The 16851-nt window shown below is 44.5% G+C and carries 9 protein-coding genes and 2 pseudogenes; 5 read left to right on the top strand and 6 right to left on the bottom strand.

Annotated elements, in window-relative coordinates; all coding sequences use genetic code 11:
• Window positions 1–32: 32 nt before the first annotated feature.
• Both CXF69_RS09070 and CXF69_RS09075 read left to right on the top strand, forming a co-directional pair.
• Entirely contained in the window at window positions 33–1436 is a 1404-nt protein-coding gene (locus CXF69_RS09070) for an NAD(P)-binding protein (RefSeq protein ID WP_227522956.1), read from the top strand.
• 179 nt (window positions 1437–1615) lie between these two features.
• Window positions 1616–2562 (top strand): annotated as a pseudogene (locus tag CXF69_RS09075) (DUF2855 family protein).
• A 171-nt stretch (window positions 2563–2733) separates the two neighbouring features.
• Here CXF69_RS09075 and CXF69_RS09080 read toward each other — a convergent pair.
• Complete coding sequence (locus tag CXF69_RS09080; protein ID WP_101205891.1) at window positions 2734–3372, bottom strand: GDSL-type esterase/lipase family protein; 639 nt, start codon at window positions 3370–3372, stop codon at window positions 2734–2736.
• A gap of 359 nt (window positions 3373–3731) precedes the next feature.
• Here CXF69_RS09080 and CXF69_RS14515 point away from each other — a divergent pair.
• The 3 genes and pseudogenes from CXF69_RS14515 to CXF69_RS09095 all read left to right on the top strand — a co-directional run.
• Window positions 3732–5189, top strand: a pseudogene (locus CXF69_RS14515) (circularly permuted type 2 ATP-grasp protein); the annotation flags it as partial.
• An 854-nt stretch (window positions 5190–6043) separates the two neighbouring features.
• Window positions 6044–6829, top strand: a complete 786-nt coding sequence (locus CXF69_RS09090; protein ID WP_101205892.1) for a transglutaminase family protein — start codon at window positions 6044–6046, stop codon at window positions 6827–6829.
• A 42-nt stretch (window positions 6830–6871) separates the two neighbouring features.
• On the top strand, window positions 6872–7612 hold the full coding sequence (locus CXF69_RS09095) for a proteasome-type protease (RefSeq protein WP_101205893.1): 741 nt from the start codon (window positions 6872–6874) through the stop codon (window positions 7610–7612).
• Window positions 7613–7662: 50 nt separating this feature from the next.
• Here the strand turns inward: CXF69_RS09095 and uvrA are convergent, their stop codons facing one another.
• From uvrA to yghU, 5 genes are all read right to left on the bottom strand, one after another.
• Window positions 7663–10230 carry an excinuclease ABC subunit UvrA gene (gene uvrA / locus CXF69_RS09100; protein ID WP_101205894.1) on the bottom strand — a complete coding sequence of 856 codons (2568 nt, stop codon included), beginning with the start codon at window positions 10228–10230 and terminating at the stop codon, window positions 7663–7665.
• A gap of 237 nt (window positions 10231–10467) precedes the next feature.
• Window positions 10468–11712 carry a DUF819 family protein gene (locus tag CXF69_RS09105; RefSeq protein WP_101205895.1) on the bottom strand — a complete coding sequence of 415 codons (1245 nt, stop codon included), beginning with the start codon at window positions 11710–11712 and terminating at the stop codon, window positions 10468–10470.
• A gap of 277 nt (window positions 11713–11989) precedes the next feature.
• Window positions 11990–13657, bottom strand: a complete 1668-nt coding sequence (locus CXF69_RS09110; protein WP_101205896.1) for a DEAD/DEAH box helicase CsdA — start codon at window positions 13655–13657, stop codon at window positions 11990–11992.
• A gap of 605 nt (window positions 13658–14262) precedes the next feature.
• Window positions 14263–15555, bottom strand: a complete 1293-nt coding sequence (locus CXF69_RS09115; RefSeq protein WP_227522953.1) for a DUF1176 domain-containing protein — start codon at window positions 15553–15555, stop codon at window positions 14263–14265.
• A gap of 264 nt (window positions 15556–15819) precedes the next feature.
• Window positions 15820–16641 carry a glutathione-dependent disulfide-bond oxidoreductase gene (gene yghU / locus CXF69_RS09120; RefSeq protein ID WP_101205897.1) on the bottom strand — a complete coding sequence of 274 codons (822 nt, stop codon included), beginning with the start codon at window positions 16639–16641 and terminating at the stop codon, window positions 15820–15822.
• Window positions 16642–16851: the final 210 nt, after the last annotated feature.

Raw genomic sequence — 16851 nt, forward strand, 5'->3', positions numbered from 1 at the left:
GTATTCAATAGCTAGAAACGGATTATCTAATCATTGGTAGTGGCGCGGTGGGCATGGCTTTTGCCGATGTGCTGCTTACAGAGACCGATGCTAATATTATTATCGTCGATAAACATCATAAGCCAGGTGGTCATTGGAACGATGCCTATTCGTTTGTCACCTTACATCAGCCGTCGTCTTTTTATGGCGTTAGCTCACGTGAGCTTTGCGGCGGTATGATTGATAAAATTGGTTTAAATAAAGGCTTGTCCGAGCTGGCGTCAGGCGCAGAAGTCATGGCGTACTTTGATAAAGTCATGAAGCACACGTTTTTACCAAGTGGCCGCGTGAAATACTTCCCGATGTGTGAGTACAAAGGCGACGGCAAGTTTTCATCGTTGCTGTCTGATACTAGCTATGAGGTTAAGGTCAATAAGAAAATCATTGACGGTACTTACTTCAAAACCTCAGTACCAGCGACCCATACCCCAAACTTTGAGATTGCTAAAGGTGTTAAGTTTGGCCCGCTAAATGATTTACCGAGTTTAAGTAAACCTCGTGACGGTTACGTGATTATCGGTGGTGGTAAAACAGGTATTGACGCGGTTTTATGGTTACTAGAAAACCAAATTGACCCAGATCATATTACATGGATTATGCCAAGAGATGCTTGGCTGCTCGATCGCAAAAACACCCAACCCTCTCGTGATTTTTTCACCCATACTATTGGAGCACAGGCTACTCAAGCAGAAGCGATTGCTGAGGCAGAAAACATCGAAGACCTGTTTAATCGATTAGAAAAAGGTGGCGTATTAATGCGTCTTGATCCAAATGTACGCCCGAAAATGTTCCATGGTGCTACCATTAGCAGTGAAGAGCTCAAGCAGTTACGCCGTGTTAAAAACATTGTACGTAAAGGGCGCGTGACTCGCTTAGATACTGACAAAATTTATTTCGGTGAGGACAGCATTGCGACCACTCCTAATACCATGCATATCGATTGCTCAGCACAGGCAGTACCAGTGACAGAGACGTACGATGTGTTCAAAGGTGATACCGTAGTGGTGCAAACCGTACGTACCTATCAGCCTATATTTAGTGCCGCTTTCATTGCCCACATCGAGGCTAATTATGATGATGAAACTATCAAAAATGAGTTGTGCCAAGTGGTGCCAATTCCAAATCATGATACGGACTTTTTGGTTGGCCTTGTTAAACAAATGCAGAATCAGATGCGTTGGTCAAAGGAGCCTGTGCTACGTGAATGGATGATTAATAATCGCTTAGACGGCTTCACCAAATTGGTACGAGCCAGCGAAGACACCCCGCCTGAAGAGCTTGCTATTCTTAAGCGCCTAAAAGAAGCAGGACCAAAAGCCGCTGCAAACATGCCTAAACTCATGGGTGAAATCATGCAAATAACAGCAGCGCGTCAAGCCAAAACTGCTAATGCTTAACCTGATGACCATAAAGTAAAATAAAAAAGGAAATAACCATGCAAGAATTTCAGACTAATAAAGCAAACCTAACTCAAGCTCGCCTGCAAGAGACGCCTATACACACTCTTGGCGATGGCGAAGTACGTGTCAAAGTTGATCGCTTTGCTTTTACTGCCAATAATATTACTTATGCAGTCATGGGCGACCAATTACGCTATTGGCAGTTTTTTCCGCCAAATGGTGACGAGCCTGAAAAATGGGGTATTATTCCAGTATGGGGTTTTGGCGATGTTGTTGAGTCCAATAGTGATGCACTACCTATCGGTGAGCGCTTATTCGGTTACTTCCCGCCCGCCAATGAATTAATCATAACACCCAAACCAGTTTACTTGATGGTAGTGTCCATCGTGCCGAGCTACCACCCGGTTATAATTTATACCAGCGCGTCAATCATGAACGAGGCTATGACCGCGCTCATGACGATCAGCGTATGCTGTTGTTCGTATTGCACCTGACCTCATTTTGCTTACATGATCTATTGAAGGGTAATGATTGGTTTGGTGCAGAGCAAGTGTTGATTATCAGTGCCTCTAGTAAAACCAGTATCGGCCTAGCCTATGGCCTCGCTGATGATAAAGACGCGCCGCACGTTATCGGCCTCACATCAAACCGTCATGTAGATTTTGTTCAGTCAATTGACGCTTATGACAGTGTGCTTAGCTATGACACCCTTGAGCAGATTGATGCAACTAAGCCGACAGTTATTGTAGATATGTCGGCCAACACTGACGTGCTCAGCCGTTTACATAGACACTTAGGCGATAACATGCGCTATACCAGCAATGTCGGCCTTACGCACTGGGACGAGCCACGTCATGCCGAAGGTATCATTCAAGAACGTAGCCAGCAGTTTTTTGCGCCCAGTCATGTACAGCAACGTATGAAAGAATGGGGCCCTGAAGAGTTCAATAAACGCTCTATACACTACATCATGAATAGCACCGCAAAAACTAGTGCGTGGTTAAAGATTCAAGAGCTTGATGGAGTTAAAGGTTTACTGGAGGTTTATAAAGATATCTGCGAAGGTAAGATAGCCGCTGATGAAGGTTTGGTAGTAGTTATGGGTGACAGTGAAAAAGACTAGGCTATAAAACTGGCTATAAAATTTATCGACTATTTGTCATTAGAAAAATGAAAATTAAAAAGCAGAGAGCCTTGCCAATAAACTCTCTGCTTTTTTTGCTTTATATACTGACTACAGACATACACCTTACTCATAATCTTTAAACTTAAAAGCTGTAGTTTACATTGCGGTTTAATGCACCCAACCTTCGTCTTTTAGATAATCATGCAACCCTTCAGCGAACTGTCTGTAGCCCGCAGCATTGGCATGAATTTTATCAGACTTTAAAGCCTCATCTGACAGTACAGTTGACCAGCCATCAGAATACAGAGGTATGCCTTCAGCTTCCGCAATATCTTCATACAGTGGATTATCACTTGCCTTGCCAAACAAAGCACTGGTACTGAGATACGGCTCAGCGATTAGGACAACGTCAATATTGTTGGATTGTAAGGTATCTATAGTCGCGACGATATTAGCCCGCGTGGTATCAGGTGCAATCCGCTGCAATACATCATTACCACCCACACCCAGTAAAACCAAATCAGGGTTTTGCTCAATGATCTCATTCACTCGAGTAAGCACATCTGCAGATGTATCACCATTGACCCCCGCATTAACGACGTTCCATTTGCTTAGCTCTGCTAGCACCGTAGGATATGCTGTTTTAGGATTTGCGCCGTAACCATAGGTTAATGAGTCGCCAAGTGCGACCACTGTGCTACCAGCGGGCAAGGTATCTTGTTGTGGTTCGCTACCACAGCCAGTCACACTGATAATCGCTGACAACCCTATACCTGCCAGCATTAAAAACCTACCACGCAGCTTCATGTCTTCTCTCCTCCTGTTTTTATTGAGTTAAACTTATTGGAACTAGGTTCAAGTTTTTAAAAATCTATTATTTAACTCTTGTTGTATATTGCTCATTAACCGTTGTATAGTCCATACAGGAGATAGACTACCTGTTGGGCGCAGTACAAGTGCTACTCTACTTAGCATAGACAGTGTATTCATCATAAAGTATAACTTTACCAAGGATACGTGAGGTATTTATGAATAAAACAGCATCTCAAAGTCAGTCTAAGGATGGAAACCCAGACAAAGAAAAATCTGCAAATCAGAGTCAGAGTCAGAGTCAGAGTCAGTCCATTAAAGCAACCAGAACCGATACCACAAGTCCTGATTCAACGATGGCCAAAGATACCTTAACAAAAGACACTTTAGAAAAATCTGAGCAAAAACCACAAAGTTTCGATGAATTGCAGATAAGTAAGGGTAAGTATCGCCCAGTGGCACAAGCTGTTGGCCATTGGCTTGATAACATCAACATGGATGCCCTTAACTATCTAAACGAACAAGCAGAAAATATCTTTTATCGTAAAGGGGTCACCTTTACCGTCTATAGCGACGCCAAAAACATCGAGCGTATGATTCCGTTTGATATCATTCCACGCATTATTGCCGCGAGCGAATGGAAACAAATAGAAGCAGGCTGTAAACAGCGTATCACGGCTCTCAATGCATTCTTACATGATATCTACCATGACCAAGCCATCATGAAGGCAGATATTGTCCCTGCCAGCTACGTCTATGCCAGTGGCTGCTATGAGCCATGGATGATGGGCATTGAGCTCGACAAGCCTATCTATTCGCACATCAGCGGTATTGATTTGATTCGAGACGAGACAGGTAAATTTTGTGTGTTAGAGGATAACCTGCGTACTCCGTCAGGCGTCTCATATATGCTTGAGAGCCGCAATATATCAGAGACGCTCTTAGCTGATATATTTACTGAAACGCCTATCATGGGCATCAGTGATTATCCCAACCGTCTCAAAGCCTGTCTTGCCAGCTCAACATCCAAATATGATCCACAAGTCGTTATTTTAACGCCAGGTCGCTTTAATAGTGCCTATTATGAGCATGCCTTCTTAGCACATGAGATGAATGTACCACTCGTCCATGGTTATGATTTGGTCGTTGAGGACAGCAAAGTCTATATGCAAGGCATTCGCGGCAAGGTACAAGTCGATGTGATCTACCGCCGCATTGATGATCCCTATATTGATCCGTTAGCCTTTAAATCTGACTCCATATTGGGTGTATCAGGGCTAATGAGTGCTTATCGTGCTGGTAACGTGGTGATTGTTAACGCCCCAGGTACGGGCGTGGCCGATGATAAGAGTTTATATCCTTTTGTACCAGATATGATTAAATTCTATTTAAATGAAGAGCCTATCCTACCTAATATTGAGACATACCAGTGCCGTAAGCCCGACGATCTCAAATATGTGCTCGATAATCTAGACAAACTAGTGGTAAAAGAAACACAGGGCTCAGGCGGCTACGGGATGCTTATTGGTCCAACGTCGACCAAAAAAGAAATCGAAGAATATCGTGTACGTCTGCTTGAAAACCCAGCCGGCTTTATTGCCCAGCCGACTATATCTCTATCTACCAATCCTACTGCCGTAAGCGATGGTATCGCACCGCGTCATATTGACTTGCGTCCCTTTATCCTCAGTCATGGTGATGGCACAGTAGATATTGTACCCGGTGGTCTGACACGAGTGGCCATGGTTGAAGGCTCTTTGGTCGTCAATTCATCACAAGGCGGTGGTATCAAAGATACTTGGATTATTGATGACAGTGATTTAGACAGCCAGCAAACCGACAAGTGTTCGCCTTTATCATCAATAGGTGTCAATGCTTCAGGACATGCGAACTACTATGATCGTGTCCAACCCTTAGAAACAGGTTACGAGAGTTTAGATGATGCGCCCATGATACTGCTACTCTCTACCGCCAGTCACTTAATATGGCTAGGCCGATATAGTGAGCGTCTGTATTACTACGACGATGTTATGAAACAACTCATCAAAGGCGATCTCAAAAAATCACAGATCAGACATCTAATTAGTCACTTAGGGTTTGCCGTTGATGGTGAAGTGTCACTGACCACCATGAAAGCACAAATGATGGCTGATTTGGAACAAAACATCATACCAAACATCGTGCAATCGATTGAGGACAATGTCCAAGAGGCCAAAGGTGTCATTGGTAAGGATACCGCTGAGTTATATAACTTGATTAAGCGTTTATCAAGTGCTGGCACGTATCGAGCGGCGACCTTGCAGCTACACGCGTGTAACGCTGCGATGAAACAAGAAAATCCGACAGTGACTTGCTTCTGGCAATTAGGGCGTCACTTTGAGCAGCTTGAGCGTGCCGTCTTGTTGGGAGAGGATTCAACAGAGATCAGTTTTGAATTCAGACACTGGATTAATGAATTGCCGGAAAATACGCGCTGGCGTGAACTTATCCGCTTGACCAATCAGATGATTAGGTCAAAGAAATTTAGTGATTTTGCGCTGATTAGCAAAGAGTTCAATCTCATATTGCGTCAAGGTGTATAGAAGGTGTCTAGCCAAAAACCAATAACAACGGCTTATGAGACATATGGAATAAACAGAAGATAGAAAGATGCTATAAGGAAAATGCCATGAAACTTCAAATCAGTCACCAAACCAACTATTATTACGATGAGCTGGCACAGCGCAGTGTACAGTATATACGCATGACCCCCATGCAAATGCCGCATCAGACCATTCATAAATGGGATGTCATGCTCCCTAAAGTGGCGACCAACCAAAAGGACGGCTTTGGTAATGCATGGCTCACGCTCAGTCGTAACGAGGCACATAACAACTTACAAATGCAGGCGTCGGGTATCGTTGAGATCAACACCGAAACCGAACGTTTAGAGGATATGGATCATGTCCCCTACCTGCTATTTACCGTACAAACCCCTTTGACCAAATGCTCACAAGAGATGCGAGAATTTGCAGCGCCATACCTGAAAACCCCTACTCATGACAGCTTAAAGGCGATGGCGAATGCCCTTATTATGAAGATGCCTTTTGTTAAAGACGTCACGCATGTGGGCACGACCGCTGCTGAGGCGTTTGCGACAAGTGCCGGTGTGTGCCAAGACCATACGCATGTATTTTTAGGTATCTTGCGCGATCAACAGATTCCAGCGCGTTATGTGTCCGGTTATCTGTATGACGATACCGAAAATCACATGGCCAGTCACGCATGGGCTGAGGTTTGGCTGGATGGTTACTGGTATACTTTTGATATCTCAAATCAGGCCTTTACCCCAAATTCACATGTGTATGTGGCTATTGGGCGAGACTATCTAGATACGGCGCCTGTTCGCGGCGTGCGTATGGGCGGCGGTTACGAAAATCTTTACAGTTTGGTATTAGTCAAAAAGCTATCATAGCGTTTGCTATTTTTTATTACGTTTATTCATCAAGGGTATCTTATGACTTATTGTGCTGCCATTCGTCTAAAAGACGGTATGGTCTTTGCCAGTGACACGCGCACGAATGCCGGTGTTGATCACATATCGACATTCAGAAAGCTGTATCAATACAGCGTTGAAGGCGAGCGCTTTATGGTGCTACAGACAGCTGGCAGCTTAGCGACATCGCAGGCAGTGTTCAATAAACTACAAAGCGACATTGACCAGCGTGCTGAGAGTAACCTCAATACAGTAGCAACGTTGTTTGATGCCGCGCAAATGGTTGGCGAATGTATGCGTGATGTTATGAATCATGCAAAAGCAGTCGCTAATTCTAGTCGCGATGGTGCCTTTACCAGCTCGTTTATGCTTGGTGGTCAAATCAAAGGACAGCCACCTGAGCTATACCTGATTTATCCTGAAGGCAATTGCATCAAAGCCACTGAAGATACGCCCTTTTTTCAGTTAGGCGAAAGCAAATATGGTAAGCCTATTTTGGATCGTTCTGTCAGCTATAACACGGATGTAAGACACGCGGCACGTGCGCTGATGCTATCATTTGATTCCACGATTCACTCAAACCTATCAGTCGGTATGCCGATAGATTTTGTACTTTATGACAATGACAGCCTAGCTCTGCCCAACGGCCGACGTATTGATGAGCGTGATGAGTACTTTAATACCATCCGTCATCAATGGTCAGATGCGTTACGTCGCACGTTAGTTGAATTGCCTAAATGTCCTGATGGTTATTGGGGATAGTCCTTCCACCTTCGAACCCAATTTGAAGACTTGTCGTCACTTCAATAAAATCATACCGATAAGAAAGGTGCAGTACGACTGTCTTTTGACTGAGAAACATCATATGGCGTACCTTGAGCAACAATTATTCCGCCCGCATCTCCAGCCTCTGGCCCGATATCAATAATCCAGTCGCTGTTGCTCGCCACTTGCATGTCATGTTCAACCATGATGACGGTATTGCCCGCATCGACTAGACCATTTAACTGCGTCATAAGCATAGACACGTCAGCAGGGTGTAGACCGGTGGTTGGCTCATCCAATATGTATAGTGTGTCGCCTCGCTGCGTACGTTGCAGCTCGGTGGCAAGCTTAATACGTTGCGCTTCGCCACCTGATAATTCAGTGGCAGGCTGACCCAGACGTAAGTAACCAAGTCCAACTTGTAGCAATGCCTCTAATGCACGCAAAATAGGCGCTTCATCAACAAAAAATTCGTGAGCCTCTTCAACTGTTAAGCTTAATACTTCAGCGATATTTTTATCTCGATAAGTGATTGCCAGCGTTTCATCATCATAGCGTTGACCATGACAAACCTGACAAGGTGCATAGACGCTTGGTAGAAATAACAGCTCAACACTAACAAACCCTAAACCTTCGCAATTTGGGCAGCGGCCTTTGGTCGTGTTAAAAGAGAACCTGCCAGCATCATAGCCATGAGATTTTGCCTGCTTAGTCGCCGCAAACAGTTTACGCACATCGTCAAACAAACCCGTATAGGTTGCCAAGTTAGAGCGCGGTGTACGACCAATTGCTTTTTGATTGATATTAATAAGGCGACGGACGTGCTCCATGCCAGCGACGATTTCACCGCCAGTTACTGACTCAAGCTCTTGCTCAAGTAAATCCGCTTCACCAACAGGCGCTTCTGTAACTGTCTTCTGCCCCAACGCTTCATTGATAAGCTCTACCAATGCTTGGCTGACGAGACTTGATTTGCCTGAGCCTGAGACCCCTGTGACGCTGGTCATCACCCCAAGCGGAAACTCAACATCTAATCCCGTGATGTTATTTCGCTCAATGTTGGCAAGTTTGAGCCAGGCTGCCGGCTGCCTTGTATTAGATTTTAACTGTGCGTTAGACGTCGCATCAGCAAATAGATATTGACCAGTATGCGACTGCGTAACTTTACGAAGTCCATCTACAGGGCCACTATAGATAATCTCGCCACCATGCGTGCCTGCCTTTGGCCCGACATCGACTATCCAATCAGCATGTCTAATGACACTCACGTCATGCTCAACAACAAACACTGAATTCCCAGCTGCGATTAGCTCATCCAATGCCCCTAGCAATGCTTGAGTATCAGCAGGATGCAGACCAGCCGATGGCTCATCAAGGACATAGACTACGCCAAATAGCTGCGAGCGAATTTGAGTGGCTAATCGTAATCGTTGTAGTTCACCAGGAGAGAGTGTCGGTGTGGTACGCTCAAGCGAGAGATAGCCTAACCCTAACCTTGTTAGCGCTTCCACACGAGAGAGAATATCACTGGCGATACGCTGGGCAACGATAGCTTTTTCACGGTTTGGTGTGTTATCCGCTACCTTGGTACGTGCGGTTACTTCTAATTTTTGTGCCATTTCAGTTAGCGTTAGCTGTGATAGCTCTCCAATATCGAGTCCTGCAAACTTAACCGATAGCGATTCTTTCTTTAGTTTTTTGCCGTGACATTCAGGGCACTCAGATATCTGCATAAACTGCGAGACGCGTTTTTTAGTACGCGGGCTCTGAGTGGTAGCAAAAGAGTGCAAAATGAAGTTTTTGGCACTGGTAAAAGTACCCATATAGTTTGGCTTTTCGCCTTTTTCGATCGCATCGCGCGTTTGCTCAATGTTGTATTCAGGATAGACAGGTACTGTTGGCGTATCATCTGTAAACAAAATCCAATCACGCGTCTTTTTCGGCAGTGTGTGCCATGGTTTATCAATATCATAGCCCAACGTAGTCAATATACGGCTGAGGTTTTGACCTTGCCATGCTGGTGGCCAAGCTGCAATCGCACGCTCACGGATGGTCTTGGTATTGTCTGGCACCAGCAGCTCTTCAGTGACCTCAAATACGCGGCCGATACCTGAACAAGTCGGACAAGCACCATCTGGCGTATTGGGAGAGAATGCATCGGCGTATAGAATCTCTAGATCGGCAGGATACTCCCCTGCGCGTGAGTACAGCATACGCAGACCGTTGGATATCGTCGTCACGCTACCCACGGACGAGCGCACTGAAGGCGTACCTCGCTTCTGCTGCAAGGCGACTGCTGGTGGTAACCCTTCTATAGAATCAACATCTGGCTCATCAACCTGATCAATGAGTCGTCTGGCATAAGGCGATACAGAATCAAGATAACGGCGTTGTGACTCGGCAAATAGTGTACCGAATGCCAATGATGATTTCCCTGAGCCTGAGATACCAGTAAAGACCACCAAGGCATTACGAGGTAAGTCAACATCAACGTTCTTCAAATTGTGTACGCGCGCACCTCTGACCTGAATATTATCTTGGTCAGGGTTATAAAGGGTATTTCTCACTGTGCTTGTTTTACTTGTTTTTTCTTCTAATTTTTCTGAATTTGCCATAGCGTTATTGTTCCTATCGAATCGTTGTTTATTCCTAACGTGCTTAGTTTTCTTTACTTGATTAGTTGTCTTTATTTAATTAGCAGAAAGGTTAACACGTACTCATGTGTGGCCATGGCTAGGCTTACATATCAATAGCATAGATAGACAAAACGATAACTCAAGTCACCCAATCATTAATAATAAAAAACCCGCATCAAGGCGGGTTTTGTTTAGCAAGAACTGAAAATTTAGACATTAAGACACAACCAAGCGCATCAATTGGGTGCTGATATAACCACCAAATGTCCCTACTGCGTAACCTAAAATACCCAAGAACACGCCAACAGGCGCTAGCGATGGATGAAAAGCTGTGGCGACAATCGGTGCAGAAGAAGCACCGCCCGTATTGGCATTAGAGCCAACTGCCAAAAAGAAGAACGGTGCTCGAATGATTCTAGCAACGGCAAATATGATAACGACATGGATGCTCATCCATAGTAAACCGATAAGCAATAGTCGCCACTGTGAGACGATTCCAGCCAGATTGATTTGCATACCAATAGCAGCAATCAATATAAAGATAAATACGGTGCCGATTTTTGATGCACCCACATGGTCAAGCCGACGAATCTTAGTAAATGAAAAGATGACGCCTATTAAAGTGATAATCACCACCATCCAAAAGAACGAGCTGGCAAAGCTATATTGAACGGCCCAACTATAAGGGGCAAAGAAATCTGCAATCTGGCCACCGACAAAGTGCGCCACTCCGACCATCGCAAAGCATAAGCCAAACATCACCATCAAATCATTGATAGTGGCTGGGCGGGCATGATCACGCTCATAGCTCTCGACTGCTTTGACTACTTTATCAATACTACTCGTATCAGCTCGCAAAAAGCGGTCTATCTTGTCGCTATGTTTTGCCATGACCAAAATAGCTAGCAGCCACAGTGAGGCATTGGTGGTATCGACCAAAATCATCATACCAAACAAATCATCACTGACCCCAAACAGTTCCTTCATCGCTGCTTGGTTGGCCGCGCCGCCTATCCAACTACCTGCTACAGCAGAAAACCCACGCCATAGTGTGTCATCGGTAAACATCGCAGGCGACACCCATTTGGCAATCCCTAAGCTGATTGGGCCACTGATGACGATAGCGATACTCGCAGCAAAAAACATCGCAATCGCTTTCCAGCCTAAGCCCAATATTTTAGGCACATCCATGGATAAGGTCATCAATAGCAAACTTGCTGGCAGCAAATAAGTCGCAGTAAAGCCATAAATCTGCGAACCAATACCATCGGCAAACACGCCCAAACTGTTTAAAGTAGCTGGTATAAAGCAGCAAAGTACAATACCAGGCAGTACGGCATAAAATCGACGCCAAAACTTACCCGGCAAGCCTTGGGTATAAAAAACCAGACCAATAATGGCCATGATGATGCCAAAGGCTAATGGCAAATTATCAATTGCTAAGTTTGAGATGGCAGGCATCAAGGCGCTCCAAGAGTTACAACGGGCAAAAGTAAATCAGTATAGACAAGGCAAAAAACTCCTGCAAGCAGCCATCGACTATTAGCTAGGATTTGCTGAGTAGTATTTAACAGGATAAATGGCAAGGTAACGGCTAGGCAAGTAAGGGAATAAAGTAATCATAGCGCAATATAAAACAGGTAAACACAAAAGAGCCAGATAACAAGTATCTGGCTCTTTTAGTGCTATCTGTAGCCGATTAATGAATCAATAATTTTAATCGTCAAATATAGCTGTATTACGAGTTGTTACCACGGTTGCCGCCGTTTGGACGACCTTGGCCACGGCTGTCAGAACGACCAGCTGGACGACCTTGGCTGCCGCTTGGACGACCGCGACCAGTTGCAGCACGCTCACCACGTGGAACGCCATTGCTATCACCGCGGCTTGGGCCACCAGTGCGCTTACCTTGATACGGCTTGCCACCTGAACGCTCATTTGGTTTGCCTGACGTGTCACGTGGCTTACCTTGATAACCGCTGTCGTTGCTAGCGCGTTGACCAGTGTTGCTATCGCTTGAACGACCGCGGCCTTGACCACCACCGCTAGATTTACCAGCATAGCCACCGCCTGAACGACCACGGCCTTGACCGCCACCGCCGTTAGAACGACCACGACCACGGCCACGACCATTACCTTTGTTTTCGCTAGGTACGTAAGTTTTCTTAGGCTCCATACCTTCGATAACACATACTTCCATTTTGCGATCTAAATAACGGTTGATAGCGTTAAGCTGTGGACGATCATCCATGCTACATAGGCTGATAGCAACACCAGTACGACCAGCACGACCACAACGACCGATACGATGGACGTAATCTTCAGTCTGACGCGGCAAGTCATAGTTGATAACGTGCGAGATAGCTGGGATGTCTAGACCACGAGCAGCAACGTCAGTCGCTACTAGAATTTTTACTTTACCATTACGCAAGTCTTGAACGATACGGTTACGCTTGCTCTGTGGCAAGTCACCATGTAGGAAGCTTGCTTTATGGCCCGCTTCTTGTAGCTGCTTAGCCAGTTTTTCAGTGCTACGTTTGGTAGCAGCAAAGATAATGATCTGTTCCATATCTTGTTGGCAAACGATTTTGTCAAGTAAACGGTTTTTGTGATCAAAATCATCACAGTAGTACACTTTTTCTTCGATGTGTGCAGATTCTACTTTGATTGATACGCGCTCAGGGTTCTTAGTGAAACTGGCAGCGATTTTACCTACTGGGCCATCCCAAGTTGCTGAACACATGATCGTTTGACGATCGATTGGCGCTGCACGAAGGATGTCACTGATGTCATCAGCAAAACCCATGTCTAGCATACGGTCAGCTTCGTCAAGTACCAATACTTCTAGGTTTGACAAATCAACGCGACCTGCATTGATATGGTCAAGTAGACGACCAGGAGTTGCAACGATTACTTGAACGCCCTTTTTCAAAGCAGTGATCTGACCGTTGTATGGTGCGCCGCCAACTAGTGGTACACAAAATAGACCGCGCATATCTTTAGAATAAGTGCGAACGCTGTCATGTACTTGCTGAGCAAGTTCACGCGTTGGCGTTAGGATAAGTGCTTTGGTTAGTTTGTCAAAGCTAGTAGCACGGCTCAAACGGTCAAGTACAGGGATAACGAAAGCCGCTGTTTTACCACTACCCGTTTGCGCTGACAATAAAAGGTCACGACCGGCTAGAGCAAAAGGAATGGCTTGTTCTTGAATAGGGGTTGGATTGGTATAGCCACTGCGATCAAGCGCAGTAAGAATTGGCTTAGCAATGCCAAGATCAGTAAAGGTGATTTTGTTTTCTTCAGTGGCGTCAGTAGCAGCCGCTTGAGTATTATTATCAGTATTTGGAGTGTCAGTGCTTTCGATGATGCCGTTTTCAGCGGCGATTGCAGATAAGATGTCAGTCATAAGAATCCTTGGTAAGTATAAGTTGCTGTAAATTCAGCAAACTTGATGCATACCACTGATAACCGTTCACCACGCTGCTCTTATTAGCATTACCGAGCAATACAAAATTGTCGATAATTAGAAACCAAGCCAATAGAGCTTAGCGTCTTTATAATAAATGCGTTCGTGCTGTCTGACGTATTTTGGTGGTAGTGCCGAGTGTCTTATCCTTGCTTGATATACGCTCATTATCAATGCTTTGTCCAAAGCAGATAAAGGCAAACAGCAACCAATCTAGACCCTAGTTATAGGCCAGTAGATAAGATATGAGTCAAAAATAACTGATATTTTTAAAAGGTTATTTAAGTACACAAAATCATCGGCAACAATTACTTATGGTCATCCTAGACCCAAAATCGCAGGCGATGTTATCAATCTCATAATTCACGAAAGCCTAAGCTAACGTGGCGACGCAGTATAGCACAATAAAAAAATATATGTACCTATTTCTTCAATTACTAAGTAAATAAGCACTAACAGTGTTGATAATAAACAAATTTAGGTGATTTATTTAATACCTAAAGCAAAATTTAATAACCAAAGTAAATGAGCTACTGGCTATTTATCTATCGTACTACTTTAACTTCTGTGACATAGGTAGGTAGCTGCCATGCCCCGCCCGCCTCGATTAAGCGGCAAAGTCCTGTGGTGCTTTCATGACTTTTTTCAAAGGCACGGCCTGTCCATAACCAATCGGTTTTGCTTATGCAATCACCGATGCCGCGCCCTTTTTGTACAGAGGTAAGCTTGCCTTTATCGTAGCCAGTAGCATTGGTCGTTACCAACGTTGGCTTATAAGGTTTACTGTCATTAATCACCCAAACCCCTGCTCCAGCGTTATAAGCGCCTGTCCAGCATTCATGCTGTGCCAACAGTTGCGAGCCATTTAGACGACTGATACGCCAAGGTGATTTGTCTGAAAGATTGGGACAAACGCTGTCCGCATCTTTCATTGTGCCTTTTACCAACGCTGCCAACTGAGAGGACCTCATTACAAACTTTTTGTCATTACCATCGTCCGCTTTGGCGCTTGGAACGATGAACTGCAGTACTGGCGCGGCTTTGGGAGGTAATATACCGCCACTAGATTTAGCAGCATCGTCATTTTTGATAAAAGCACTGGATGTACCAACGCGACCTTGGAACTCATCGGCTTTTAGCATAGCAGCACTGGCACCTTTGTCAGAGAGCTGCCAACGTGAATTGCGCAAGGCCAACGTAATCTTGCTAGATTTGGTCAAAGCTTCTAACAATGCAGTTACCTGCGCTTGAGTAAGCTCAGCGTTACCTGCAGCGGCTGAATATGGCTTCGTCTCACCATAATCCTTGTCATTAATAAACAACGAGATGCGATGACGATTACCAAGCTGCATTAAGGCTTTAGACGAGCTGTCCTTTGCTCCGCCAAGCTTTACTTTACCATCCGCGCCAGCATTTGCACCTGCACGGCGTACGAGCAATATAGAAACCGGAAACTCACTGTTATTCTCTGCTTGATACCCTGCCAGCCGGCACGTACGCGTATTATCACAAGCGACTTGCCAGTCTTGACTAGTAAACTCAGTCGATGTATTGGCCATACTGGTGGTACTAAATAAAGCGGTACTAAGCGCTGCAAGTACAGGCAGTAATATTTTATTTTTTATCATATAGGTGGATTGTTCTTTTATTTTTTTAGGTATGTTTTCTGAATAATACTCTACAGTGATGTTTTTGGGATTTTTATTAGACTGGGCACTGTTTTTATAGCTATTGTCATCATACTTATTATCGTCATAGATAATGCCTGACCTACTAACACCAGTTAAATCAGCGCCTCTTGATAGCGACATATCGTTTATATAATTATTGTCTTTCATAATCATCACCTTTCAGTAGAAGAAGTATAAACACCTGTCTATTGTAATGGTGCTCGGCTATCTTAACGCACTAGTGTTTCTATCTGTTGTACTAATGTATCATTGTGTAAAGACAAAGGGAAGACCTAGCATACATTATATTCATTTTTATGAATATAAGTAAAAAGGCTGATAAGCTATTTGCTTATCAGCCTTGCTGCTGTGTTTAAGGTTTATTTATGCTTAAAATGTACTGTTAGATCTAAACTGTATTGAGTACTTAGTTTAGTCGATTGGTTTTAGCTCTAACGCTACTGCACGTTTAACCGCAGGACGTTCAGCGATTTTCTTAGCCCAACGCTGCAAGTGTTTATAGTCTTCTACTTGCAAAAACTCTGCCGCGTCATAGAGCTTGCCTAGTGCCAACTGACCATACCAAGACCAGACAATCATATCCGCAATGTTGTAATCAGACTCATCATTGCCGCACAGGTACTCATGGTCTTTTAGATGCGTATCTAATACATCGAGCTGGCGCTTGGTTTCCATCGTATAGCGGTTGATTGGATACTCTAGAGGTTCAGGCGCATACGCATAAAAGTGCCCAAAGCCGCCACCTAAGAAAGGCGCGCTACCCATTTGCCACATAATCCAAGACAGACAATCTGCTCGCGCTTTGCCAGTAGCCAGTGGCAGAAACTTATCAAACTTCTCTGCTAGATACATTAAGATAGCGCCCGACTCAAAGAGTGCTATCGGCTCCCCCGCTGTATCAGTAGAATGATCGACCAAGGCTGGAATCTTTGAATTGGGGTTTATCTCTACAAACCCTGAGCCAAACTGCTCACCTTTAGAGATGTCGATTTTGTATGCATCATATGCTGCCCCGTCAATACCAAGTTCGGCCAGCTCTTCTAGTAGTATGTTGACCTTGACACCATTTGGTGTATTTAACGAATACAGCTGTAACGGAGCATCACCAACAGGCAGCTCTTTATCATAGCGAGCTCCAGACGTTGGACTATTAATACTAGCAAATTTGCCGCCATTATCTTTATCTTGCGTCCAAACTTTTGGTGGTACGTATTTATTATTATCTTGACTCATAATTTATCCTCGGTTTGTATTTATGACTGCCGCGAAGGTTTACTATAACGAGAACTCGTAACGATATTAAAGTCCTCTCTTGTAATCAATGTTGTGTTTCTACTGCTAAAGTAAAAAGAGACGAGCTATTAGCACGCATCGAATTTCTTGTCTTGTTTCGCCTCTTTTCCTTTTTAGCAATCCTTCGCATCGTTGCTCTTATATAAGTTA

It is taken from the genome of Psychrobacter sp. Choline-02u-9, assembly GCF_002836505.1.
GTDB lineage: Bacteria > Pseudomonadota > Gammaproteobacteria > Pseudomonadales > Moraxellaceae > Psychrobacter.

Coding starts and splice junctions, on each gene's coding strand:
- CXF69_RS09105 (WP_101205895.1), bottom strand. CDS start 11,712: ATGCCTGCCATCTCAAACTTAGCAATTGATAATTTGCCATTAGCCTTT.
- CXF69_RS09090 (WP_101205892.1), top strand. CDS start 6,044: ATGAAACTTCAAATCAGTCACCAAACCAACTATTATTACGATGAGCTG.
- CXF69_RS09115 (WP_227522953.1), bottom strand. CDS start 15,555: ATGAAAGACAATAATTATATAAACGATATGTCGCTATCAAGAGGCGCT.
- CXF69_RS09110 (WP_101205896.1), bottom strand. CDS start 13,657: ATGACTGACATCTTATCTGCAATCGCCGCTGAAAACGGCATCATCGAA.
- uvrA (WP_101205894.1), bottom strand. CDS start 10,230: ATGGCAAATTCAGAAAAATTAGAAGAAAAAACAAGTAAAACAAGCACA.
- CXF69_RS09095 (WP_101205893.1), top strand. CDS start 6,872: ATGACTTATTGTGCTGCCATTCGTCTAAAAGACGGTATGGTCTTTGCC.
- yghU (WP_101205897.1), bottom strand. CDS start 16,641: ATGAGTCAAGATAATAATAAATACGTACCACCAAAAGTTTGGACGCAA.
- CXF69_RS09080 (WP_101205891.1), bottom strand. CDS start 3,372: ATGAAGCTGCGTGGTAGGTTTTTAATGCTGGCAGGTATAGGGTTGTCA.